25 protein-coding genes are annotated in these 23,635 nt (G+C 59.6%); all 25 read left to right on the top strand.

The annotated features are described in order from the left end of the window. Positions 1-12 precede the first annotated feature (12 nt). Positions 13-540 (top strand): YceD family protein, encoded by a 528-nt coding sequence (locus KDX39_RS04645; RefSeq protein ID WP_004884585.1) that lies wholly within the window; start codon positions 13-15, stop codon positions 538-540. Between the two features lie 13 nt (positions 541-553). Beyond that, the gene (rpmF, locus tag KDX39_RS04640) at positions 554-736 is read left to right on the top strand and encodes a 50S ribosomal protein L32 (protein WP_003179396.1); all 183 of its coding nucleotides are present in this window, start codon (positions 554-556) and stop codon (positions 734-736) included. Positions 737-740: 4 nt separating this feature from the next. After that, positions 741-1,763, top strand: coding sequence for a phosphate acyltransferase PlsX (gene plsX / locus KDX39_RS04635; protein ID WP_231659544.1), 1,023 nt, complete (start codon positions 741-743; stop codon positions 1,761-1,763). Positions 1,764-1,893: 130 nt separating this feature from the next. Beyond that, positions 1,894-2,832 (top strand): ACP S-malonyltransferase, encoded by a 939-nt coding sequence (fabD, locus tag KDX39_RS04630; RefSeq protein ID WP_099230006.1) that lies wholly within the window; start codon positions 1,894-1,896, stop codon positions 2,830-2,832. A 15-nt stretch (positions 2,833-2,847) separates the two neighbouring features. After that, positions 2,848-3,591, top strand: a complete 744-nt coding sequence (fabG, locus tag KDX39_RS04625) for a 3-oxoacyl-ACP reductase FabG (RefSeq protein WP_231659543.1) — start codon at positions 2,848-2,850, stop codon at positions 3,589-3,591. Between the two features lie 192 nt (positions 3,592-3,783). Next, positions 3,784-4,020, top strand: coding sequence for an acyl carrier protein (gene acpP / locus KDX39_RS04620; protein WP_004884578.1), 237 nt, complete (start codon positions 3,784-3,786; stop codon positions 4,018-4,020). A gap of 113 nt (positions 4,021-4,133) precedes the next feature. Beyond that, positions 4,134-5,378: a beta-ketoacyl-ACP synthase II gene (fabF, locus tag KDX39_RS04615; RefSeq protein ID WP_099230010.1), complete on the top strand. Its 1,245-nt coding sequence runs from the start codon at positions 4,134-4,136 to the stop codon at positions 5,376-5,378. Further along, positions 5,378-6,193, top strand: coding sequence for an aminodeoxychorismate lyase (pabC, locus tag KDX39_RS04610; protein WP_231659542.1), 816 nt, complete (start codon positions 5,378-5,380; stop codon positions 6,191-6,193). The genes fabF and pabC overlap by 1 nt, the downstream gene beginning before the upstream one ends. Positions 6,194-6,196: 3 nt before the next feature. After that, positions 6,197-7,318 (top strand): endolytic transglycosylase MltG, encoded by a 1,122-nt coding sequence (gene mltG, locus KDX39_RS04605; RefSeq protein WP_231659541.1) that lies wholly within the window; start codon positions 6,197-6,199, stop codon positions 7,316-7,318. Between the two features lie 19 nt (positions 7,319-7,337). After that, entirely contained in the window at positions 7,338-7,970 is a 633-nt protein-coding gene (gene tmk / locus KDX39_RS04600) for a dTMP kinase (protein WP_184319231.1), read from the top strand. After that, complete coding sequence (locus KDX39_RS04595; protein ID WP_231659540.1) at positions 7,963-8,949, top strand: DNA polymerase III subunit delta'; 987 nt, start codon at positions 7,963-7,965, stop codon at positions 8,947-8,949. The genes tmk and KDX39_RS04595 overlap by 8 nt, the downstream gene beginning before the upstream one ends. Positions 8,950-8,979: 30 nt before the next feature. Next, the gene (locus KDX39_RS04590; protein WP_231659539.1) at positions 8,980-9,336 is read left to right on the top strand and encodes a PilZ domain-containing protein; all 357 of its coding nucleotides are present in this window, start codon (positions 8,980-8,982) and stop codon (positions 9,334-9,336) included. Positions 9,337-9,350: 14 nt separating this feature from the next. After that, on the top strand, positions 9,351-10,136 hold the full coding sequence (locus tag KDX39_RS04585; RefSeq protein WP_231659538.1) for a TatD family hydrolase: 786 nt from the start codon (positions 9,351-9,353) through the stop codon (positions 10,134-10,136). 440 nt (positions 10,137-10,576) lie between these two features. Further along, complete coding sequence (locus KDX39_RS04580) at positions 10,577-11,239, top strand: TetR/AcrR family transcriptional regulator (protein WP_004884565.1); 663 nt, start codon at positions 10,577-10,579, stop codon at positions 11,237-11,239. 123 nt (positions 11,240-11,362) lie between these two features. After that, positions 11,363-11,965: a DUF4823 domain-containing protein gene (locus KDX39_RS04575; RefSeq protein WP_004884561.1), complete on the top strand. Its 603-nt coding sequence runs from the start codon at positions 11,363-11,365 to the stop codon at positions 11,963-11,965. Between the two features lie 9 nt (positions 11,966-11,974). Then, the gene (locus tag KDX39_RS04570; protein ID WP_231659537.1) at positions 11,975-12,535 is read left to right on the top strand and encodes a DUF1285 domain-containing protein; all 561 of its coding nucleotides are present in this window, start codon (positions 11,975-11,977) and stop codon (positions 12,533-12,535) included. A gap of 85 nt (positions 12,536-12,620) precedes the next feature. Continuing rightward, positions 12,621-13,634, top strand: coding sequence for an aspartate-semialdehyde dehydrogenase (locus KDX39_RS04565; protein ID WP_231659536.1), 1,014 nt, complete (start codon positions 12,621-12,623; stop codon positions 13,632-13,634). Between the two features lie 108 nt (positions 13,635-13,742). Beyond that, positions 13,743-16,604: a FimV/HubP family polar landmark protein gene (locus tag KDX39_RS04560; protein WP_231659535.1), complete on the top strand. Its 2,862-nt coding sequence runs from the start codon at positions 13,743-13,745 to the stop codon at positions 16,602-16,604. A 154-nt stretch (positions 16,605-16,758) separates the two neighbouring features. Further along, positions 16,759-17,583, top strand: coding sequence for a tRNA pseudouridine(38-40) synthase TruA (gene truA, locus KDX39_RS04555; protein WP_231659655.1), 825 nt, complete (start codon positions 16,759-16,761; stop codon positions 17,581-17,583). A gap of 59 nt (positions 17,584-17,642) precedes the next feature. Next, a complete protein-coding gene (locus tag KDX39_RS04550; protein ID WP_099230028.1) occupies positions 17,643-18,263 on the top strand; it encodes a phosphoribosylanthranilate isomerase in 621 nt (206 codons plus the stop codon). Between the two features lie 250 nt (positions 18,264-18,513). Further along, entirely contained in the window at positions 18,514-19,434 is a 921-nt protein-coding gene (gene accD, locus KDX39_RS04545; RefSeq protein ID WP_004884545.1) for an acetyl-CoA carboxylase, carboxyltransferase subunit beta, read from the top strand. Then, positions 19,431-20,735 (top strand): bifunctional tetrahydrofolate synthase/dihydrofolate synthase, encoded by a 1,305-nt coding sequence (folC, locus tag KDX39_RS04540; RefSeq protein ID WP_231659534.1) that lies wholly within the window; start codon positions 19,431-19,433, stop codon positions 20,733-20,735. The genes accD and folC overlap by 4 nt, the downstream gene beginning before the upstream one ends. Beyond that, positions 20,719-21,384 carry an SPOR domain-containing protein gene (locus KDX39_RS04535; RefSeq protein ID WP_231659533.1) on the top strand — a complete coding sequence of 222 codons (666 nt, stop codon included), beginning with the start codon at positions 20,719-20,721 and terminating at the stop codon, positions 21,382-21,384. Before folC ends, KDX39_RS04535 begins: the two co-directional genes overlap by 17 nt. Positions 21,385-21,513: 129 nt before the next feature. Further along, positions 21,514-22,101, top strand: coding sequence for a CvpA family protein (locus KDX39_RS04530; RefSeq protein ID WP_004884542.1), 588 nt, complete (start codon positions 21,514-21,516; stop codon positions 22,099-22,101). Between the two features lie 12 nt (positions 22,102-22,113). Next, entirely contained in the window at positions 22,114-23,622 is a 1,509-nt protein-coding gene (gene purF / locus KDX39_RS04525; protein WP_004884541.1) for an amidophosphoribosyltransferase, read from the top strand. Positions 23,623-23,635 lie beyond the last annotated feature (13 nt).

Below are 23,635 nucleotides of genomic sequence, written 5' to 3'. Positions count from 1 at the left end.
AATGCTGCGCCTATGTTGAATGACCCGATTCCACCTCACGTTGACCCGCGCAAATTGGCTGATCGCGGCACTACCCTTCAGGGTGAAGTGCTGCTGGCCGATTTGGAGAGACTCTGCGACCCGCTTGCCGACAATGTCGGTACGGTGCAGGCCAAATTCATTTTCGAGCGTGACGAACGCCGCTCAGTGGTTATCCACAGTGCGATAGACGTCTCGGTCAAGATGGTTTGCCAGCGTTGTCTTGAGCTGGTCACCCTGCCGATCCACAGCGAGTGCAGTTATGCCGTGGTGAAGGAGGGTGCGAATACCCAGTCGTTACCGAAAGGTTATGACGTGCTGGAACTGGGCGAAGATCCTTTGGATCTGCTGGCACTGATCGAGGAGGAGCTTTTGCTCGCCTTGCCCATCGTGCCTGCTCATCATCCGGAAGAATGCCAGCAACCGGCGGGTCTCGATGAGCCCGAACCGAGCGTGGACGAGGTGACACGGTCCAACCCGTTCAGTGTATTGGCGCAGTTAAAGCGTGACCCAAACGTTTAGGAGTTAATCAATTATGGCTGTTCAGCAGAACAAAAAATCCCGCTCTGCCCGTGACATGCGTCGTTCGCACGACGCTCTTGAGGCAAGCACTCTGTCGGTAGAAAAGACCACTGGTGAAGTTCACCTGCGTCACCACGTATCGCCAGAAGGCGTATACCGTGGTCGTAAAGTGATCGACAAGGGCGCTGACGAGTAATTTCTTGTCCGCTCCGATCATTGCGATCGACGCAATGGGCGGGGACTTCGGTCCCCGCAACATTGTTCAGGCAAGCCTTGCGTGCCTGACCGCTACGCCCTCGCTTCATCTGGCCCTTGTCGGTCAAACATTCCTTATTGAAGAACAGATCGCCCGCCATTCCGGTGTGGATCACTCGCGCCTGCAGATCGTCAATGCCAGCGAAGTCGTTGCGATGGATGAGCGTCCGTCACAGGCGCTGCGTGGCAAGCCTGACTCGTCGATGCGTGTTGCGCTTGAGCTGGTCGCCAGTGGCAAGGCCCAGGCCTGCGTCAGTGCGGGCAATACAGGAGCGCTGATGGCGTTGTCGCGGTTCGTGCTCAAGACATTGCCGGGGATTGACCGCCCCGCGATGATTGCTGCCATCCCGACACGCACAGGCTATTGTCAATTGCTGGATCTGGGTGCCAACGTCGATTGCAGTGCCGAGGCGCTGTATCAGTTCGCGGTCATGGGGTCTGTGATGGCCGAAACGCTGGGTGTCGAAAGCCCGAAAGTGGCGCTGCTGAACGTCGGCACCGAAGAGATCAAGGGTAATCAGCAGGTCAAACTGGCGGCAGGTCTGCTGCAGGCGGCGCCGGGTCTCAACTACATCGGTCATGTCGAAGGTGATGGTTTGTACCGGGGCGAGGCTGATGTGGTGGTGTGCGACGGTTTTGTCGGTAATGTCCTGCTCAAGTCCAGCGAAGGCCTCGCGGCAATGATCGCGGGTCGGATCGAGATGCTGTTCAACCGCAATCTGTTGACGCGTGCGGTAGGCGGTCTGGCGTTGCCGATGTTGAAGCGACTGCAGGCTGATCTGGCACCGGCTCGCCATAATGGTGCCAGTCTGCTGGGCTTGCAGGGTATCGTCGTGAAAAGTCACGGCTCGGCAAGCGCTCAAGGCTTCCAGAGTGCGATTCAGCGCGCGTTGATCGAGACTCGGGAGAACCAGCCGGAGCGCCTTCGCGGACGGCTCGAAGCGATGCTGCAGAACGGTCAGTCGTGAAAATGTGACGCATCCGACTGCTCGGTCATCCAAACCGGCAGTCGTGTAAATTTGAACACCCATGTTTGAATACACGTGTTCGGTTCGGCCGAATGCCTATTTCAGCTACAACACTTCAGAGGCTTGTTAAATGTCTGCATCCCTCGCATTCGTATTTCCGGGTCAAGGATCGCAATCGCTGGGCATGCTCGCCGAGCAGGCTGCGCAGCATCCGTTGATCCTCGATACTTTTGAACAGGCGTCCGAAGCGCTGGGCTATGACCTGTGGGCGTTGACCCAGAGCGGTCCTGCTGAATTGCTCAACCAGACTGACAAGACCCAGCCTGCCATCCTGACTGCATCGGTCGCGCTGTGGCATGTCTGGCTGGCTGAAGGTGGGGCTGTTCCCGCATTTGTCGCAGGCCACAGCCTGGGTGAATACAGCGCCCTGGTGGCTGCGCAGAGCCTGAGCCTGGAAGACGCGGTCAGGCTTGTCGAGCGCCGTGGTCAGTTGATGCAGGAAGCCGTTCCGGCCGGTCAGGGCGGCATGGCTGCGATCCTGGGACTGGACGACGCTGATGTCATCGCTGCCTGTGCCGAAGCGGCCCAGGGCGACGTGGTCAGTGCGGTGAACTTCAACTCCCCGGGGCAGGTGGTCATCGCCGGTTCTGCCGAGGCCGTCAAGCGTGCAATGGAGCTGTGCAAGGCACGGGGCGCCAAGCGTGCCCTGCCGTTGCCGGTCAGCGTTCCTTCGCATTGTGAACTGATGCGTCCGGCTGCCGAGCGCTTCGCCGAATCCGTTGAGGCGATCGAATGGCAGGCGCCGGAAATCGCTCTGGTGCAGAACGTCAGCGCCAGTGCGGTCAGTGATCTGGCAACGCTCAAGCGCGACCTGCTCGAGCAGTTGTACAAACCTGTGCGCTGGGTGGAATCCATCCAGTGTCTGGCGAGCCGTGGTGCTACCCAACTGGTGGAATGCGGGCCGGGCAAGGTGCTTGCCGGTCTGAACAAGCGTTGCGCCGAGGGCGTGATTACTTACAACCTGGACACCCCAGACGCCTTTGCCGCCGCGCGTGCGGCACTGGTCTGATTAGGAGAAGACTGCATGAGCCTGCAAGGTAAAGTTGCACTGGTGACTGGTGCCAGTCGTGGTATTGGTCAAGCCATCGCCCTGGAATTGGGCCGCAATGGCGCTGTGGTCGTGGGTACCGCGACGTCCGAGTCCGGTGCCGAGCGTATCAGCGCGGCATTCAAGGAGGCCGGCATCGACGGTTTCGGTCTGATGCTGGACGTGTGCAGTGCCGAATCCGTCGACTCCGTGCTGTCGACCATTCAGGAGCGCGTTGGCGCACCGCTGATCCTGGTCAATAACGCCGGCATCACACGTGACAACCTGATGATGCGCATGAAAGATGACGAATGGTACGACGTGGTCAATACCAACCTGAACAGCCTGTTCCGGCTTTCGAAGGGTGTATTGCGCGGTATGACCAAGGCTCGCTGGGGCCGTATCATCAGCATCGGCTCTGTAGTGGGTGCCATGGGCAACGCCGGTCAAGTAAACTATGCTTCCGCGAAAGCAGGGCTGGAAGGTTTCAGCCGTGCTCTTGCCCGTGAAGTGGGTTCGCGTGCAGTGACCGTGAACTCGGTGGCACCAGGTTTCATTGATACCGATATGACGCGTGAGCTGCCTGAAGCACAGCGTGAAGCGCTGCTGACCCAGATTCCTCTGGGCCGTCTGGGGCAGGCGCAGGAAATCGCCAATGTGGTGTCTTTCCTCGCCTCCGAGGGCGCAGGGTACGTGACCGGGGCGACAATCCCGGTCAACGGCGGCATGTACATGAGCTGAATGTGACGATCTGTTTCAAAAAAATGTCATAAGATCTGTCTAAAATCCGTTATAAAGCTGCAATCTATAAATGGGCAGAAGGGCGATGGGGCAAAGGCGGAGAGCGTTACGCTTGAAAAACGTAAAACCTCTTCTATACACTTACCCTCTGGCCAGATGCCTGAATATTTCCACTAGGAGTTAAAACTAGGTATGAGCACCATCGAAGAGCGCGTCAAGAAAATCGTTGCCGAGCAACTTGGCGTCAAGGAAGAAGAGGTTGTCAACACTGCTTCTTTCGTTGAAGACCTGGGCGCTGACTCCCTGGACACCGTTGAGCTGGTAATGGCTCTGGAAGAGGAATTCGAGACCGAAATCCCTGACGAAGAAGCGGAAAAGATCACTACCGTTCAAGCTGCTATCGATTACGTCAACAGCCACCAGGCTTAAGATTTGTAATCGCTGCTTGCTGTCACGGGAAAACCGCACTGCTTTAAACGGCGTGCGGTTTTTTCTTTAAAAAACGATGTGATGTTCCGTTAACGAGAGAGAAGGAGAGTCCTGTGTCGCGTAGACGCGTCGTGGTCACCGGGATGGGCATGCTTACGCCACTGGGCAATGATGTGCCCAGCAGTTGGCAAGGCATTCTGGCGGGCCGCAGTGGCATTGGCCTTATCGAGCACACGGATCTGTCTGCCTTCACCACCCGTTTCGGCGGTTCGGTCAAGGGATTCAACGTGGAAGAATACCTGGCCCCCAAAGAGGCGCGCCGGCTCGATCTCTTCATTCAATACGGACTTGCGGCCAGCTTTCAGGCTGTGCGCAATGCGGGTCTTGAAGTCACCGACGCAAATCGCGAGCGCATCGGCGTTGCCATGGGTTCGGGGATAGGTGGTCTGACCAACATCGAGAACAGCAGTCGTCTGCTGCACGATCAGGGGCCGGGGCGGATCTCTCCGTTCTTCGTGCCGGGCTCGATTATCAATATGATTTCCGGTTTTCTGTCCATCCACCTGGGTGCGCAGGGACCCAATTATGCCATCGCAACCGCCTGTACCACGGCGACCCACTGCATTGGCATGGCCGCACGCAACATTGCCTACGACGAAGCTGACGTCATGATTGCCGGGGGCGCCGAAATGGCGGCCTGCGGTCTCGGGCTGGGCGGCTTCGGTGCGGCGCGTGCGCTGTCGACCCGCAATGACGATCCGGCCCGCGCCAGTCGTCCGTGGGACAAGGGTCGTGATGGCTTCGTCCTGTCCGACGGTGCCGGTGCGATGGTTCTCGAAGAACTCGAGCACGCCAAGGCACGTGGCGCGACTATCTATGCCGAGCTGGTCGGTTTCGGCATGAGCGGTGACGCGTTCCACATGACTTCGCCGCCGGACGACGGCGCCGGTGCTGCACGTTGCGTGGTCAATGCCTTGCGCGACGCCAAGGTCAATCCCGAGCAGGTGCAGTACATCAACGCTCATGGCACCTCGACGCCTGCCGGTGATCTGGCAGAAGCCTCGGCAATCAAGAGTGTGTTCGGCGACCATGCCTACAAGCTCGCGGTCAGCTCCACCAAGTCCATGACAGGCCACCTTCTGGGTGCTGCCGGTGCTGTCGAAGCCATCTTCAGCGTACTGGCACTGGTTGATCAGGTCGCGCCGCCGACCATCAACCTGGACGAGCCGAGCGAAGGGTGTGATCTGGACTTCGTGCCTCATGAAGCACGTCGCATGCCGATCGACGTCGTTCTGTCGAACTCCTTCGGGTTTGGCGGCACCAATGGCTCGCTGGTGTTCCGCCGGTTTGCCGAGTAATGCTCAACTGGATCGACGGCTGCCTGGCCGACTCCGTGTCCCTCAAGGACAGGGGGCTGGCCTACGGCGACGGAGTTTTTGAAACCGTTGCCGTGAAGTCAGGGCAGCCGCTGCTGTTCGAACGCCATTTGCAGCGCCTCGAAACAGCCTGTCAGCGCCTGTCGATACCGATCGATCAGGCGCTGGTACGTTCTGAGATGACCCGCTTCGCCGCCCAGCTTGGCGAGGGCGTCATGAAGCTGATCCTGACCCGTGGCGACAGCCAGCGCGGGTATGGTCCCGCCCCGGACTCTCGCTCCCGTCGAATCCTGCAGGGTGGTCCTTCACCCTTGTATCCCGCCTCACATGCCGAGCAGGGCGTACGCCTGTTTCCCTGCCGGACTCGTCTGGCCGAACAGCCGCTGTTGGCAGGTCTCAAGCACCTGAATCGTCTTGAACAAGTGCTGGCTCGTTCGGAGTGGCAGGACAGCGAGCATGCCGAAGGGCTGGTGTGCGATACCTCGGGTCGTCTGATCGAAGGCGTTTATAGCAATCTGTTTCTGGTCTCGAAGGGGCGACTGTTGACCGCTGACCTGACCCGGTGTGGTGTGGCCGGCGTGATGCGTGGCGAATTGCTGGATCAGGCACCAATGCTGGGTATCGATGTCGATATCCGGGATTTGAGCGCATCCGATCTGGCGCATGCGGACGAAGTGTTTCTGTGCAACAGCGTCTATGGCATTTGGCCGGTCTGCGCCTTTGAACACCTCGGCTGGCCGGTTGGCCCGCTCACCCGTAAACTGCAAGGTATTGCTCGCAGCCTTCTGGATATCTGATACGTGATCCGAAAAATATTGGTGTTGCTGGAAACCGCACTCGTTCTGGCAGGTCTGGCGCTGGGTTTCGCGTTCTGGCAGCAGTATCAGGCGTTGCACCAGCCTCTTGAGATCGCTCAGGAACAATTGCTGGATGTGCCCGCAGGCTCGACGCCTACCGGCGTTCTCAATCGACTGCAAGCCGACGGCGTAATCAAGGATGCCTTCTGGCTCCGTCTGTACTGGCGCTTCAATCTGTCCGGTCAGGCGCTGCACAGTGGTGAATACCGCATGGTGCCGGGGATGGACGTCGATGCCCTGTTCGGCGTCTGGAAGCGCAAGGAAGTGGTGCAATACAGCCTGACGCTGGTCGAGGGCTGGAATTTCAGGCAGGTCCGCGCGGCCTTGGCTAAACAGGCCAAGCTTGATCAGACGCTGGCAGGCCTCAGTGATACCGAACTGATGGCGAAAATCGGCCATCCTGACGTATTTCCCGAAGGGCGATTCTTTCCGGATACCTACCGTTATGTGCGCGGCATGACCGATGCCGAAGTGCTCAAGCAGGCCTATGCCCGTCTTGAAGAGGTTCTGGACGAGGAATGGGCGGCACGCGCTGCCGACGTGCCCTATGCCGATCCCTATCAGGCGCTGATCATGGCTTCCCTGGTCGAGAAGGAAACCGGTGTGCCTCAGGAGCGCGGGCAGATTGCCGGTGTGTTCGTGCGCCGCCTGAAGCTGGGCATGCAGTTGCAGACCGATCCGACCGTGATCTATGGCATGGGCGAGCGCTACAACGGCAAGCTGACCCGGGCCGACCTCAAGCAGGCTACGCCCTACAATACCTACGTGATTGCCGGGATGCCGCCAACGCCCATTTCGCTGGTAGGGCGCGAAGCCATTCATGCGGCCCTCAACCCGGTGTCGGGTGACAGCCTGTACTTCGTGGCCAAGGGTGACGGCAGCCATGTTTTTTCCAATGATCTGGATGCTCACAACGCCGCTGTGCGTGAATACCAGATCAAACGGCGCGCGGATTATCGATCCAGCCCCGCACCGGCTTCGGCACCGGCCTCCAGCACTTCACCCGAACCTGATTCGACTGTTTCCGAGCCTGTATCCGGGGATGTCCCGGACGCCTCGCAATGAATATGATTAAGGATTGCCTGTGACCGGCCTGTTCATCACCCTCGAAGGCCCTGAAGGGGCCGGCAAAAGTACCAACCGTGAATACCTGGCCGCGCAGCTTCGCGCTCAGGGCGTCGAGGTGCTGTTGACCCGCGAACCCGGCGGTACGCCGCTGGCCGAGCGTATCCGTGAGCTGTTGCTTGCGCCCAGTGACGAGCCCATGTGCGCCGATACCGAGTTGCTGTTGGTCTTCGCTGCCCGGGCACAACATTTGGCCGAAGTGATTCGTCCGGCGCTGGCGCGTGGTGAGGTGGTTCTGTGCGATCGATTCACTGATGCGACCTATGCCTATCAGGGCGGGGGACGAGGCTTGTCCCATGAGCGTATCGCGGCATTGGAGCAGTTCGTTCAAGGTGATCTGCGCCCGGATCTGACGCTGGTGTTCGATCTGCCGGTGGAAGTCGGCCTGTCGCGTGCTGCAGCGCGGGGTCGTCTGGATCGCTTCGAACAGGAAGGCCGTGCCTTTTTTGATGCTGTGCGCAGCACGTACCTGGCGCGTGCCGCCGCAGAGCCTTCGCGTTACCGACTGGTAGATGCCGCGCAGACACTGACGGAGGTGCAGCGCTCTCTGGATGCTCTGCTGCCGCAACTGCTGGAGTTGCAACGTGGCTGAAGCCTATCCATGGCAGCAGGCCCTTTGGCAGCAGATGGCGGGGCGCGCGCAGCATGCTCATGCCTATCTGCTGCATGGCCCTGCCGGTATCGGCAAGCGTGCGCTCGCCGAGCGACTCATGGCCAGCCTGCTGTGTCTGAGGCTGGACGGACTGGACGCCTGCGGAACCTGCAAATCCTGTCTGCTGCTGGCCGCCGGCAGCCATCCCGACAATTATGTGCTGGAACCTGAAGAGGCCAATAAACCGATCAAGGTGGATCAGGTGCGCGATCTGGTCAGCTTCGTCGTTCAGACCTCGCAGATGGGAGGCCGAAAGGTTGTGCTCATCGAACCCGTCGAGGCGATGAACATAAATGCTGCCAACGCCCTGTTGAAAAGCCTTGAGGAGCCGTCTGGTAACACTGTGCTGCTGTTGGTCAGTCACCAGCCCAGCCGTTTGTTGCCGACAGTCAAAAGTCGCTGCGTTCAGCAGGCCTGTCCTTTGCCTGACGAGCAGACGAGCCTGGCATGGTTGAGCAACGCTCTGCCCGACAGCTCCGAACAGGAGCGTCTGGAACTGTTGGCCCTGGCGGCCGGCTCGCCATTGGCGGCTGTCACGCTCCAGGCTCAAGGCGTTCGCGAGCAGCGCGCCCAAGTGGTAGATGGCGTCAAGAAACTGCTCAAGCAGCAGCAATCGCCGACGCAACTGGCCGAAGGCTGGAAAGACATTCCTTTGTTGCTGCTGTTCGATTGGTTCTGTGACTGGTCGCATCTGGTTCTGCGCTATCAACTGACGCAGGATGAAGAGGGTCTGGGGTTGGGCGATATGCGTAAGGTGGTGCAGTATCTCGCGCAGAAATCGCCGCGTGGCAAAGTGCTCGACATTCAGGACTGGGTGCTGGCGCAGCGTCAGAAAGTCATGTCCAAGGCCAATCTCAATCGCGTGCTGTTGCTCGAAGCGTTGCTGGTCCAGTGGGCAGGCCTGCCTGGACAGGCGTAGACTGCGCTCATCAACCGTTGAGGTATTGTCATGAACCTGCCGTCCAATACAGGGCCGCGTAACGGCATTCTGTCCCTGACCATCAAGGACAAGGCCGTTCTCTATGCCGCCTACATGCCGTTTATCAGGAACGGCGGTCTGTTCATTCCGACCGGCAAGAGCTACAAGCTGGGCGATGAAGTGTTCATGCTGCTCAATCTGATGGATCAGGCGGAGAAGGTTCCGGTCACTGGCCGCGTCGCCTGGATCACGCCAAAGGGCGCGCAGGGCAATCGCGCAGCCGGTGTCGGCGTGCAGTTCAATGACGGCGACAACACCGCTCGCAACCTGATCGAAACCTATCTGGTCGGTGCGCTGAAGTCCGACCGTCCCACTCATACGATGTAGTTGTCATTTTGCCCATGCTCGTAGATTCCCATTGTCACCTCGACCGCCTTGACCTGACCCAGCATGAGGGTTCTCTCGATGCAGCCCTTGCGGCTGCCCGGGGCAGAGGGGTGGGCCATTTCCTGTGTATCGGCGTCAGTGCCGAGAATGCCGGTGCCGTAAAGGCATTGGCCGAGCGCTATGACGATGTCGATTGCTCGGTTGGTATCCATCCGCTCGATCTCAAGCCGGGCGAGGCGCCTGCTCTGGACTGGCTTCTGAGCGAGCTTGATCATCCCCGCGTGGTGGCGATTGGCGAAACCGGTCTGGATTATCACTACGAGCCGGAAGCGGCCGAGTTGCAACAGGCATCGTTCCGTCTGCATCTGCAGGCGGCTGCCAGCACAGGCAAGCCGGTCATCGTGCATACCCGAGGCGCACGCGCCGACACACTCGATCTGCTGCGCGAGGCCGCATTGCCCCAGGCGGGTGTGCTGCATTGCTTTACCGAAGACTGGGACATGGCCAAGGCAGCGCTGGACCTGGGTTTCTATATTTCGCTGTCCGGAATCGTGACGTTCCGCAACGCAGATGCTCTGCGTGATGTGGCGCGTCAGGTACCTGCCGACCGCCTGCTGGTCGAGACCGACTCACCCTATCTGGCGCCGATTCCGTATCGGGGCAAGCCGAACCTGCCGCAGTATGTGCGGGAAGTGGCAGAGTTTCTGGCGATGTTGCGAGGCGAACCCTACGAGCGTTTCGCCGAGCAGACCACCGAAAATTTCGCGCGTCTGTTTCCGCTGGCACACCTGTCGCGTTGAATCGTCTGCCCCGGTCAAAGGGTAAATCGCAGGCAAAAAAAACCCGGATTCTGGGGGGTGAAGCCGGGCCAAGACCATTAGGAGTAAAACAAAGGCACGCTGTCCTTTGGCGCCTTTACTGGCGGGTCACTTGGGGGATATGACGCGCCAACGGTTTAATTATTGACCAGTATTACGGCTCGTCCAGTACTGATTGTTCATTTTTTAAACAGTTTTGGAATACCAAACCGATTCTTGGGTACTCAAAAGTCACTCAGCCTCCTCTGTCAGTACCAAACCCCCGCAGGGCGGGGAGCCAAACGCTCCTGCCTCTGATGATCAGATGCCCTGCAATCGGATGGATTCGCTCATATACGGCGATATGGTCGGATGATCCGTGCAATTTGTCGGCAATTGGGCATAATACGCGGCTTCGATTTCGATCCCAATCAGACCTTCCCATGCAGAAAGAACCTCGTAAGGTCCGTGAGTTTCGCCGCCGTGAGCAGGAAATTCTCGACACCGCGCTAAAACTGTTCCTTGAGCAGGGTGAAGACAGCGTCACGGTCGAGATGATCGCGGACGCCGTCGGCATCGGCAAAGGCACGATCTACAAGCATTTCAAATCCAAGGCGGAAATCTATCTGCGCCTGATGCTCGATTACGAGCGTGATTTGAATGAGCTGTTGCACTCCGCCGATGTCGACAAGGACAAGGAGGCACTTTCGCGTGCCTATTTTGAGTTCCGTATGCGCGACCCGCAGCGCTATCGCCTGTTCGACCGTCTTGAGGAAAAGGTGGTCAAGGGCAATCAGGTCCCTGAGCTGGTCGAGGAACTGCACAAGATCCGCGCTTCCAACTTCGAACACCTGACGCTGCTGATCAAGGGCCGCATCACCGAGGGCAAGCTTGAAGACGTCCCGCCTTACTATCACTACTGTGCCGCCTGGGCGCTGGTGCATGGTGCCGTCGCGCTGTATCACTCGCCGTTTTGGAGCAATGTGCTGGAAGACCAGGAAGGCTTCTTCCACTTCCTGATGGACATCGGTGTGCGCATGGGCAACAAGCGCAAGCGGGATGGCGATACCCCTCCTGAAACGAAGCCGGACCCGGCTGTTTCCTGATCGCTCTGGCGGCACTTCATGTGCCGCCATTCAAGGCTCTTCACACCTCCTTGCGGATATGGCGCGGAAGCTGCATCCGACGACCATTCGCCGGTTTTCCGTCACCGGCACTTGGAGGGGATGATGCGTAGCCTGGTTTTGCTGCTGACGTTTTTGGCGTTGGGCGGCTGCATGAAAGTCAGTGACATGGGTGAGGGTGTTCGAGAACAGTTCAGCGATGCGGGGCTGCTCGATCACAGCGAGACTCGCCGTATCGCCAACTGGCGCGTGCAGCCCGACTCGTTCATTTACATCGCCCAAGGCGCTTTCGTGCCGCCCGGCAGAGCCTATCCACGGCCCAATGTCGTAGCTGAAGAGGCGTTCAAAGGCTTCGTCGAGTATTTCCCGATGGTTCGTCGCGCTCCTGCGCCGCTGGGCCTGGATGAAGCCATGATCGAGGCACGCAGCGCAGGTGCGCATTATCTGCTCTATACCCGTTTTGCCAAGGCTGACGACCGTATCGGTAACGGCGACCAGTGGTCCGATCAGGAAGCCGTCGATCGCCTGGGTGTCGACTCGGGTGTGATTCAGCTCATGTTGATCGAAACCAGCACACGCTACCTGATAGACAGTGCACGGATTCGCAGCCGTGGCGGATTGCTGACGCTTTACGATACAAGTCCTGAAGATTTGCTAGGTCCGCCTCTTGAGGACTACGCTCGTACCTTGTTGGGTATTGCGCGTTAGGAGTAAGGCATGACCGATTCAGGCAAGGCGGGCGATCTGTTTGCGCAGATCCCGAAAACCAAAGGGTTGCCGCCTGTGCATTTATGGAACCCGCCGTTCTGCGGCGACATCGATATGCGTATCGCGAGGGACGGCACCTGGTTCTATCAGGGCACCCCCATCGCTCGCAAGCCGATGGTGCGGCTGTTCTCCACCATCCTGCGCCGTGATGGCGACGATTATGTTCTGGTCACGCCGGTCGAAAGGGTCGGCATCCAGGTCGATGACGCTCCCTTCGTTGCGGTCACGCTTGCTGTAAGCGGCGAGGGTGCCAGCCAGGTATTGCGCTTCGTGACCAACGTCGAGGATGAGGTTGAGGCGAGTGCCGATCATCCCTTGCGCGTCGTCATCGATCCCCTGACCCAGGAGCCCGCACCTTATATTCACGTGCGGACCAACCTTGAAGCACTGATTCATCGCAATGTGTTTTACCAGTTGGTTGAGCTGGCAGTCGTTGAAGAGGTCGAGGGTCAGCGCTGGATGGGCGTATGGAGCCATGGTGTGTTCTTCAGAATCGGCCTTGAGCCCTGAGACGTCCCGGTATTCGACAGGCTCAATTGCCTGTCGGCAGTTCGGCGGTTAAAGTGCCGCTCCCCGATTTTCCTGAGGTTTTTGCATGAGTCAGTCCATTGATATCGCCGTCGTCGGCGCGACCGGTACTGTCGGCGAAACCATCGTCCAGATTCTGGAAGAGCGCGATTTTCCGGTCGGTGATCTGCACCTGCTGGCCAGCATCGAATCGGCAGGGCACTCAGTGCCTTTCCGAGGCAAAAACGTGCGCGTGCGCGAAGTCGATGACTTCGATTTCGCCAAGGTCAGGCTGGCGTTCTTTGCCGCCGGTCCTGCGGTCAGTCGCAGCCACGCCGAGAAAGCGGTCGCTGCCGGATGCGCCGTCATCGATCTTTCAGGCGTGTTTCCCGCCACACAGGCACCCACTGTCGTTCCCGAAATCAATGGCCAACTGCTTGCGGCAGGTACTGCTGCGCCGCGTCTGGTTTCGAGCCCAAGCGCTTCGGCCACTGCAGTCGCTCTGGCATTGGCTCCACTGCGCCCACTGCTGGATCTGCGTCACGTTGCGGTAACGGCCTGTCTGGCGGTCTCCACACAAGGTCGTGAAGGGGTAACCGAGCTGGCGCGCCAGACCACTGAGCTGTTGAACGTCCGCCCTCTGGAAACCCGGTTCTTTGATCGGCAGATGGCGTTCAACGTGCTGGCCCAGGTCGGCAAGCCGGATGAAGCGGGTCACCTCGCGCTGGAAAGACGTCTGGTCGCGGAAGTGCGTGAGTTGCTGGCGCTGCCTTCTCTGAAAGTGGCTGCCAATTGCATTCAGGTGCCGGTTTTCTTTGGCGACAGCTTTACTGTATCGATTCAGGCCGCAGCGCCGATCGATCTTGCTGCGGTGAACGCGGCACTTGAATCTGCTGAAGGTATCGAACTGGTCGATGCCGGCGATTACCCGACACCCGTCGGTGATGCGGTCGGCCAGGATGTGGTTTACGTAGGGCGTGTGCGGACGGGAATAGACGACCCGGAGCAACTCGATCTGTGGATAACCTCGGACAATGTTCGCAAAGGTGCAGCGCTCAACGCTGTGCAGGTTGGCGAATTGTTGATAAAAGACTATGTGTAAAAGATACTTGGCAACACTTTGAATAATTGTTCTAGCGGCGATACGCCTTACACCCAACGCAGGACTACCTCTCCGGATACCGGAGAATCTTTAAACAAGGGATGGGCTATGGTTCAGGTTCGTAAACTGGTATTAGCGATCGCTGCGGCTTCGGCGCTGTCATCAGGGATGGCGCAGGCGTTGGGGCTCGGGGAATTGTCTGTCAAGTCGACCCTGAACCAGCCACTGGTAGCCGAGATCGAGTTGACCGATGCGCAGGGCGTCAATGCCTCGCAGGTGGTACCGAGTCTTGCAACGACGGCTGATTTCGCCCAGGCGGGCATCACGCGCCAGGCGTTTCTCAATGATCTGAGTTTTACGCCGGTCATCAATGCCAGTGGCAAGAGTGTTCTGCGTATCACTTCCAGCAAGCCGGTCCGGGAGCCCTATGTAAAGTTCCTGGTTCAGGTCCTGTGGCCGAACGGGCGTTTGCTGCGTGAATACAGCCTGTTGCTGGATCCGCCGAAGTTTTCGCCAGAGGCCGCCGCCGCTGCGGCAGCGCCCGAGCCTGTCGCTCCCGCCGCTCCTGCTGTGCAAACAGGAGCCCCTGCTCAACTGCCGGCCGTGGCGCCGTCTGCCGAAGCGTCTCCCGCCCAACAGCCTGCACAGCCGGCTGCGACGCCGGGCTCGACCCTGCCGCCGCCCGCTGCCGACAAGCAATCCCAGTACGTCACTGCCAACAATGACACTTTGTGGGAAATCGCCGCGAAGGTTCGTACCGGCGGAACCGTGCAACAGACCATGCTCGCGATCCAGGCGCTCAACCCTGATGCGTTCATGGGCGGCAACATCAATCGATTGAAGAAAGGTCAGGTCCTGCGTCTGCCGACACCTCAGCAGACCACGGCCTTGCCTCAGCCTCAGGCCGTTGCCGAGGTCTCCCGCCAGTACAGCGCATGGCGGGAGGGCCGCCGCCTGCCAGCCGGGCCCCGTCAAGTGGATGCCACTCGCCGGGATCGTGCCGGTGCAGCACCGTCCAAAGTGGATACCGCCGACAACCTCAGCCTGGTTTCAGCCAGTGGCAAGCCTGCCGCCAAAGGTGCCGCAGGCGACAGCGATCTGAGCAACAAGCTGGCGGTGGCTCAGGAGGCGCTCGACACCTCGCGTCGTGACAATGCCGAACTGAAAAGCCGTATGAACGACCTGCAGAGCCAGCTCGACAAGCTGCAGCGTCTGATTGAACTCAAGAACGGTCAGTTGGCCAAGATGCAGGCCGCCGGTGCTGCCGTACCGCCTGCCGCCGCGACAGCCGATGCTGCCACTCCAGCCAACGCAGCCGTTCCGGCTTCGCTGGTCGATGCCAATGGCGCGCCGGTGAAGCCTGCGGGCGAGATTGCCCCTGAAGACGCTTTGCCTGCGGGCGCTGCGCAAGTCGCCACGCCTGCTGCCGATCAGCCACTGGCTGTCGAGCCGGTCGCTGCACCGGAAGAAGAAGACACTCTGCAGAAGATCCTCGACAACCCTATATTGCTGGGGCTGATCGGTGGAGCGGTGCTGCTGATTCTGGCGTTGATTCTGCTGTTCATGGCGCGCCGCCGCGCTGCCAGGGCAGAAGCCGAGAAACATCGCCGTATGGCGCGTGCGCTGGCTGAAGAGTCGCAGTTTGTGTCCGACATGGACATGAACGCGCCGCCTGCCAGTTTTGACGGCCTCGATGTGACGCCGCCCAACGTGCGCATGGGCGCAGGTCCTGCTGCCGTGGCTGCAACAGCCGCGCGCGAAAGGCCGGCCGATCCGCTGGTGCAGGCTGAAATCCACATTGCTTATGGGCGCATGAATCAGGCAGTCGAACTGCTCGAAGAGTCGGTGAAGAATGAGCCTGAGCGTGATGACATTCGTCTCAAGCTGATGGAAATCTACGCTGAGCAGGGCAACAACAAGGCCTACGCTGCGCACGAGCGCAAACTGGTGGCCTCGGGAAAGCTTGAAGCTGAGGGCGAGCAGCTAAAAGATTCATACTCGACCCAAACGCCTGCGGCGCCTGTTGCTGCTGAGCCTGCATCGGTGGTCGCGCCTGTCGCAGTGGCAGCAGGCGCCGCCACTGCCGCAGCGCTGGCTGCGGAGCTGGACGCAAAGTATGTTGAAGAATTGTTGGCCGATGATTCTGTCGAGCCAGAGCCAGAGCCAGAGCCAGAGCCAGAGCCAGAGCTAAGCCCTGAGCCTGAGCCGCCTGTGGTGTCCGAGGCTGAGTCTGCCGCAGTCGAAGAGCCGCCAGTCGTCTCCGAGGCGTTCGATCATGATTTCGACCTGAGTCTGGACGAATTCGACGAGCCTTCAGTGGAAGAACTGCCGACTGTGACCGATCCCGATGATCTGTTGCTGGACGAACCGGTTGTTTCCGCCGTGCCCGACGATGACGAGCTGAGCTTCGAGTCGATCATGCGTGAACAGGAGGCCGCCCGTGCTGCAGCGACACCTGACGATCTGGCTGATTTCGATCTCGACCTCACCGAAGAGGATCCGGCGCTCAAGAACGAGGATGATTTCCTGCTTGGTCTGGGTGACGATCCTGTCGAGCCGGTTGTCGATGCGGCTCCGCTGGCTACGCCGCCGGTCAGCGATGATCTGGAACTGCCGGACGATTTCGACCTGTCCCTGGCAGATGAAATCGAGTCGGATCAGGCCAGTCAGGCTTTCGCATCTGAAATCGACGATGTGAATGCCGAGTTGGACCGTCTTTCGCAGAACCTTGAGCATCCGCCACTCGACGAGCCAAGGTTTACCGCAGAAGATGCCATGGCGCTCGATGACGAGCCGGACTTCGATTTCATGGCCGGTACCGATGAGGCTGCGACCAAACTGGATCTGGCGCGTGCCTACATCGACATGGGTGATGCCGACGGGGCGCGGGACATTCTCGACGAGGTCGTCAATGAGGGTGATGACGGACAGAAAAGCGAAGCGCGTGACATGCTTTCGCGACTTGCCTGAGTCAATCCATTGCTGATCCAGGACGGCCGCTTTTGCGGCCGTCTGCATTTGGCGCCCGGTGTGGCGTCTTTTTTTTGCGGCCGTATAATGGCCGACTTTTCGCAAACCGACAGGCTGTAACACCTTGGCGAACATAGATAACCCGGCCGCCGAGATGGCTGCCGAGGGCTTTTCCCGAATCGCGTTGGGCGTGGAATACAAGGGGTCGCGCTATTGTGGCTGGCAGCGTCAGGCTTCCGGCGTGCTCACGGTGCAGGAAACCCTCGAAGATGCCCTGTCCAAAGTGGCTGACTCGCCCGTCTCGCTGATGTGCGCCGGGCGCACGGATGCCGGTGTGCACGCCTGCGGGCAGGTGGTGCACTTCGATACCCGGGCCGAGCGCTCCATGAAGGCCTGGGTCATGGGGGCCAACATCAATCTGCCCCACGACATCAGCGTGACCTGGGCTCGCGTGATGCCTGCGGATTTTCATGCGCGTTTCAAGGCGATTGCTCGCCGTTATCGCTATGTGATCTATAACGATCAGATCCGTCCGGCGCATCTGGGGCAGGAGGTCACCTGGAACCATCGTCCGCTCGACGTGACACGAATGGCCGAGGCCGCACAGCATCTGGTCGGAACCCACGATTTCAGTGCGTTTCGTGCCGGGCAATGTCAGGCCAAGTCACCGGTCAAGCAACTGCACCACTTGCGCGTGACCCGGCACGGAAAGATGATCGTCATCGATGTGCGCGCCAATGCGTTTCTGCATCACATGGTGCGTAACATTGCGGGAGTGCTGATGACCATCGGGGCGGGCGAGCGTCCGGTCGAATGGGCGCGCGACGTGCTGGAGAGCAAAGTGCGTCGTACCGGGGGCGTCACCGCACATCCCTATGGGCTTTATCTGGTGCAGGTCGAGTACCGCGAGCAGTTTCCATTGCCAGAGCGTTATATCGGTCCGCATTTTCTGACCGGCTTTGCCGAACTTGACGGCTGACGCCCCGGCAAGCATTTGCTAACATCCGGACTTTCCGAAAGGTCTGAGGTTTTCACTACATGTCAGCCGTTCGCAGCAAGATCTGCGGGATTACCCGCATAGAAGACGCCCTGGCGGCTGTCGAGGCAGGCGCCGATGCCATCGGACTGGTGTTTTACGCCAAAAGCCCTCGTGCCGTGAACGTGCAGCAGGCGCGCGCCATCATTGCCGCGTTGCCGCCGTTCATAACCACGGTCGGTCTGTTCGTCAATGCCAGTCGTTGCGAACTCAATGAAACGCTGGATGCAGTTGCGCTGGACATGTTGCAGTTTCACGGCGACGAAACACCGGAAGAATGCGAAGGCTATCATCGTCCCTACATCAAAGCGTTGCGCGTGAAAGTGGGTGATGACATCGAGCAGGCCTGTCGCGCCTATCGCAATGCACGCGGCATCCTTCTTGATACCTATGTGGAAGGTGTACCCGGCGGTACAGGGGAAACGTTCGACTGGGCCTTGATTCCGAGCGGCTTGAGTAAACCGGTCATTTTGGCGGGTGGGTTGACGTCGGCCAATGTGGCACAGGCGATTGCCCAGGTCAGGCCCTACGCGGTGGATGTCAGCGGTGGCGTCGAAAAGGGCAAGGGCATCAAGGATCGGGAAAAGATTCTCGCCTTCATGAGTGCGGTCCAGGGAGCCTGATGTGACGGCTGCGGTTCGGCCGCCGTCCATAAGCCTGTCCCCGCCACATGTCTTGCGGGTCGAATTGAGTCAGGGGCGGTGCCGAAGCGCACCGTCCGGGTTGTAAAAAAACCGTGGTAGAGGGTGTGCAGGTCAGACTGTCGGTCGACCGTTCCCCGTCTCATCGCCAACTAACGAATTTAGCTGAGGGCATGCGTCTGGCGTGAAAACGTCATGCGTTCGAGCCACACCGGTACTGGAGAGATAAAGCATGAGCAACTGGTTGGTAGACAAACTGATCCCATCGATCATGCGATCCGAGGTCAAGAAGAGCTCGGTTCCTGAAGGGCTGTGGCACAAGTGCCCGTCCTGCGAAGCAGTGCTCTATCGGCCTGAGCTGGAAAAGACCCTGGATGTCTGCCCCAAGTGCAACCATCACATGCGTATCGGTGCCCGTGCCCGTCTGGACATCTTTCTGGATGCCGAAGGCCGTGAGGAACTGGGTGCCGATCTGGAGCCGGTTGACCGCCTGAAATTTCGTGACGGCAAGAAGTACAAGGACCGTCTGACCGCTGCGCAGAAGCAGACAGGCGAGAAAGATGCCCTGATCTCCATGAGCGGCACGCTGCTGGGCATGCCGGTTGTTGCGTCGGCGTTCGAGTTTTCCTTTATGGGCGGTTCGATGGGCGCCATCGTTGGCGAGCGTTTCGTGCGCGCTGCCGACTACGCGCTGGAAAACCGCTGCCCGATGATCTGCTTTGCCGCATCCGGTGGTGCGCGCATGCAGGAAGCGCTGATTTCCCTGATGCAGATGGCCAAGACGTCGGCAGTGCTGGCGCGTCTTCGTGAAGAAGGCCTGCCGTTCATCTCGGTATTGACCGATCCGGTCTATGGCGGTGTTTCAGCCAGTCTGGCGATGCTGGGCGACGTGATTGTCGCTGAACCCAAGGCGCTGATCGGGTTTGCCGGTCCGCGCGTCATCGAGCAGACCGTTCGCGAAAAACTGCCTGAAGGTTTCCAGCGCAGCGAATTCCTGCTGGATCACGGCGCAATCGACATGATCATTGCGCGTAGCGAGCTGCGCCCACGTCTGGGCAACCTGCTGGCACAGATGATGAATTTGCCGACACCTAAATTCGTGGCACCGGTGATTGAGCCGATCGTCGTTCCACCGGCTCCGGCCACGGTATGATCCCTTCGACCCTGGGCGACTGGCTCGCCTACCTTGAGCAACTGCATCCTAGCGCTATCGACATGGGGCTGGACCGTTCGCGGAAGGTGGCACAGCAGTTGGGGCTCACACGCCCGGCACCTCGGGTCATCACGGTAACAGGCACCAACGGCAAGGGTTCGACCTGCGCCTTTGTTGCGACCCTGTTGCAGGCTCAGGGTCTGAAAGTGGGTGTCTACAGCTCTCCGCACCTGCTGCGCTACAACGAGCGGGTGAAGGTGCAGGGTGTCGAAGCAACGGATCTTGAGTTGTGCGATGCCTTCGCTGCGGTCGAATCAGCGCGTGGTGATGTAACGCTGACCTATTTCGAGATGGGCACGCTCGCCGCATTCTGGCTGTTCGAGCAGGCGAAGCTTGACGCGGTCGTGCTGGAAGTCGGTCTGGGTGGCCGTCTGGATGCCGTCAATCTCGTTGATGCCGACATCGCGCTGGTCACCAGCATTGGTCTCGACCATGCCGAATGGCTGGGTGACACGCGCGAATCGGTGGCTTTCGAAAAGGCTGGTATCTTCCGTGCCGGTCGCCCGGCGCTGTGTGGTGATCAAGATCCGCCCGAGCCATTGCTTGCCAAAGCTCTGGAGCTGGGTTGCCCGCTGCTGTTGAGGGGGCGCGATTTCGACCTTTCAGTGAGTCATCACGGCTGGGACTGGCGCGGTGTCGCTGGTGGTGAGGTGGTGGAGCTGCGCGATCTGCCGTTGCTTGATCTGCCCATGCAGAATGCCGCGCTGGCACTTCAGGCGTTTGCTCTGCTGGGCTACCCCCTGAATCAACAGATCGTCAGTGAGGCGTTGGCACAGACCCGGCTCGTCGGCCGTCTGGACCGCCGTACCGTTCGTTGGCAGGGCAAGGCGCTTACGCTGTTGCTGGACGTGGGTCACAATCCGCATGCGGCGCAGTTTCTGGCGCAACGCATGGCGCAGCGGCCAATTGTCGGCAAACGCCTGGCGGTGTTCGGTCTGTTGTCCGACAAGGATCTAGACGGTGTAGTGTTTGAGCTGGCTTCCAGCATTCAGGACTGGGCCGTTGCGCCGCTGCCCACCTCCCGCAGCCGACCTGCCGCAGAGCTGCAGGCTGCGCTTGAGAACCTTGGCGCTCGCGTGAAGTCCTACCAGAGTATCGCGCTGGCGCTGGAGGCTCAGTGTGCGCATGCCACGGCCGATGACGAAATTCTGCTGTTCGGATCTTTTTACTGTGTAGCCGAGGCCATCGAGTGGCTGGCCCGGCATACCGACGAGGACGCTGCACATGGCTTTGCTGGATAACGTATTCAAGCAGCGGATGGTGGGTGCTCTGGTGCTGATCGCCCTGGCGGTGATCTTTCTGCCGATGCTGTTCACCCGTCAGGACGAAAGCCATCCGGTTCAGGTCGACGCACCTGCCGCCCCACAGGCACCTGCGAATCAGCAAGTACAGGTCGAACCCGTGACCGTTCCCGAACCTCAGGCATTGCCGCAGGAACCTGTTCCGGATGAGGACGACGTGGCGGTGAGCAATCAGCCGCCGTCGATGCCGATAGCGCCTGCTCCTGCCGCACAGGCTCCAGCGGCCTCTGCGCCACCGGCAGTCAAGCCTGCGCCGGCACCGAAGTCTGTGCCGGTCCCTGCGACACCGGCGGCACCTCCCGCGCCGGCAGTCGCCAAGGCTGCGCCGAGCGGTGTCGATGCGAATGGCTTGTCAGTCAGTTGGTCCGTACAACTGGCCAGCATGTCCAACCGTGCCAATGCCGACAATCTTCAGAAGACCCTGCGTACTCAGGGCTACAATGCCTATATCCGTACCGCTGACGGCGTCAACCGAGTGTTCGTGGGGCCGCTTATCGAGCGCGCAGAGGCTGATCGCCTGCGTGACCAGCTCGACAAGCAGCAGAAGCTCAAAGGCATCGTGGTGCGGTTCCAGCCCGAAAAGGGCTGATCTTCCCGTCCTCTGAGCATGCTCCGGGACGCCGTTTACAGGGAAAATGGCGTCCGCCGATAATCGCTGCTTACCGGCAGGCGGGCGCTCTGCTAAAATGCGCCGCCTTATCTGTCTGCAGGCTGCAACGTGCCATTTACTCCGGTTGACTGGGCAATTCTGGGAATTGTCGCCATCTCCGCCCTGATCAGTCTGAAACGCGGCTTTGTAAAAGAAGCACTGTCGTTGACGACGTGGATCATTGCAGGTGTCGTGGCCTGGATGTTCGGTGCGGGGCTGTCGCAGTATCTGGTCAACTACATAGAAACACCCTCGGCCCGCGTGATCGCGAGCTGCACCATTCTATTTGTCGCCACCTTGCTGGTAGGCGCCATGGTCAACTTTCTGATAGGCGAACTGATTCGTGTCACCGGGCTTTCCGGGACCGATCGTTTTCTGGGCATGGTCTTTGGCGCGGCGCGCGGGGGCCTGCTTGTCGTTGTAGCGGTCGGACTGTTGAGTCTCGGGCCGGTGCAACAGGATCAATGGTGGCAGCAGTCGAGGCTGGTGCCGCAATTTCTCATGGTCGCTGACTGGTCGAAAAACCTGATTCTCGGGATGTCCAGCAAGTGGCTCGCCAGCGGCATCAGCGTACCTGCTGATCTGCCGTTCAAGGAGCAGATCCTGCCGTCTACAATACCGCAGGATGTGCTCGGTAAATCCAGTTCCACTAAGTAGGGGTTGTGTCGCATGTGTGGCATCGTCGGTATCGTCGGTAAGTCGAACGTCAATCAGGCGCTGTATGACGCGCTCACCGTCCTCCAGCACCGCGGCCAGGATGCTGCCGGTATTGTGACCAGCCACGACGGCCGGTTATTCCTGCGCAAGGACAACGGACTGGTGCGCGATGTGTTTCATCAGCGCCATATGCAGCGTCTGGTCGGGCACATGGGCATCGGTCATGTGCGCTACCCGACCGCGGGCAGTTCGACATCGGCCGAGGCTCAGCCGTTCTACGTCAACTCGCCTTACGGCATCACGTTGGCACACAACGGTAACCTGACCAACGTCGAGCAACTGGCCAAGGAGATCTACGAGTCTGACCTGCGCCACGTCAACACCAATTCCGATTCGGAAGTGCTGCTGAACGTGTTCGCCCATGAGCTGGCCGTTCGTGGCAAGCTGCAGCCGACCGAAGAAGACATCTTCGCGGCGGTGACCGATGTGCACAATCGTTGCCGTGGCGGCTACGCAGTCGTGGCGATGATCACCGGCTACGGCATTGTCGGCTTCCGCGACCCGGACGCCATCCGTCCCATCGTATTCGGTCAGCGTCATACCGACGAAGGCGTCGAGTACATGATCGCCTCCGAAAGTGTTTCGCTCGATGTTCTGGGCTTTACGCTGATCCGCGACCTGGCACCGGGCGAAGCGGTCTACATCACCGAAGACGGCAAACTGCACACCCGTCAGTGTGCCGCCAATCCAAAGTACGCGCCCTGCATCTTCGAGCACGTCTACCTGGCGCGTCCAGATTCGATCATCGACGGTATCTCGGTCTACAAGGCGCGTCTGCGCATGGGCGAGAAGCTGGCTGACAAGATCCTGCGCGAGCGCCCGGATCACGACATCGACGTGGTCATCCCGATTCCGGACACCAGCCGCACGGCTGCGCTGGAACTGGCGAACCACTTGGGCGTCAAGTTCCGCGAAGGCTTCGTCAAGAACCGTTACATCGGCCGTACGTTCATCATGCCGGGTCAGGCTGCACGTAAAAAGTCTGTGCGCCAGAAGCTCAATGCCATCGAACTGGAGTTCCGCGGCAAGAACGTCATGCTGGTCGACGACTCCATCGTTCGTGGCACGACCTGCAAGCAGATCATCCAGATGGCCCGCGAAGCTGGTGCCAAGAACGTCTATTTCTGTTCGGCCGCTCCGGCGGTGCGTTACCCCAACGTCTACGGCATCGACATGCCGAGTGCTCACGAGCTGATTGCCCATAACCGTTCCACCCAGGACGTTGCCGACCTCATCGGTGCCGACTGGCTGGTCTATCAGGACTTGAATGACCTGATCGAAGCGGTCAGCGGGAGCAAGAAGATCAAGATCGATAACTTCGATTGCTCGGTCTTCGACGGCAAGTACGTGACCGGTGATATCGACGAGCATTATCTGAACAAGATCGAGCAGGCGCGTAACGACGCCTCCAAGGTCAAGACCCAGGCAGTGAGCGCGATCATCGATCTGTACAACAATTAATTGGTTTCAGGAG

This window comes from Pseudomonas sp. CDFA 610, from assembly GCF_021147865.1.
GTDB lineage: Bacteria > Pseudomonadota > Gammaproteobacteria > Pseudomonadales > Pseudomonadaceae > Aquipseudomonas > Aquipseudomonas alliivorans.
Note: the sequence above shows the minus strand (reverse complement) of the source record. Positions and strands in the feature narration are given on the sequence as shown.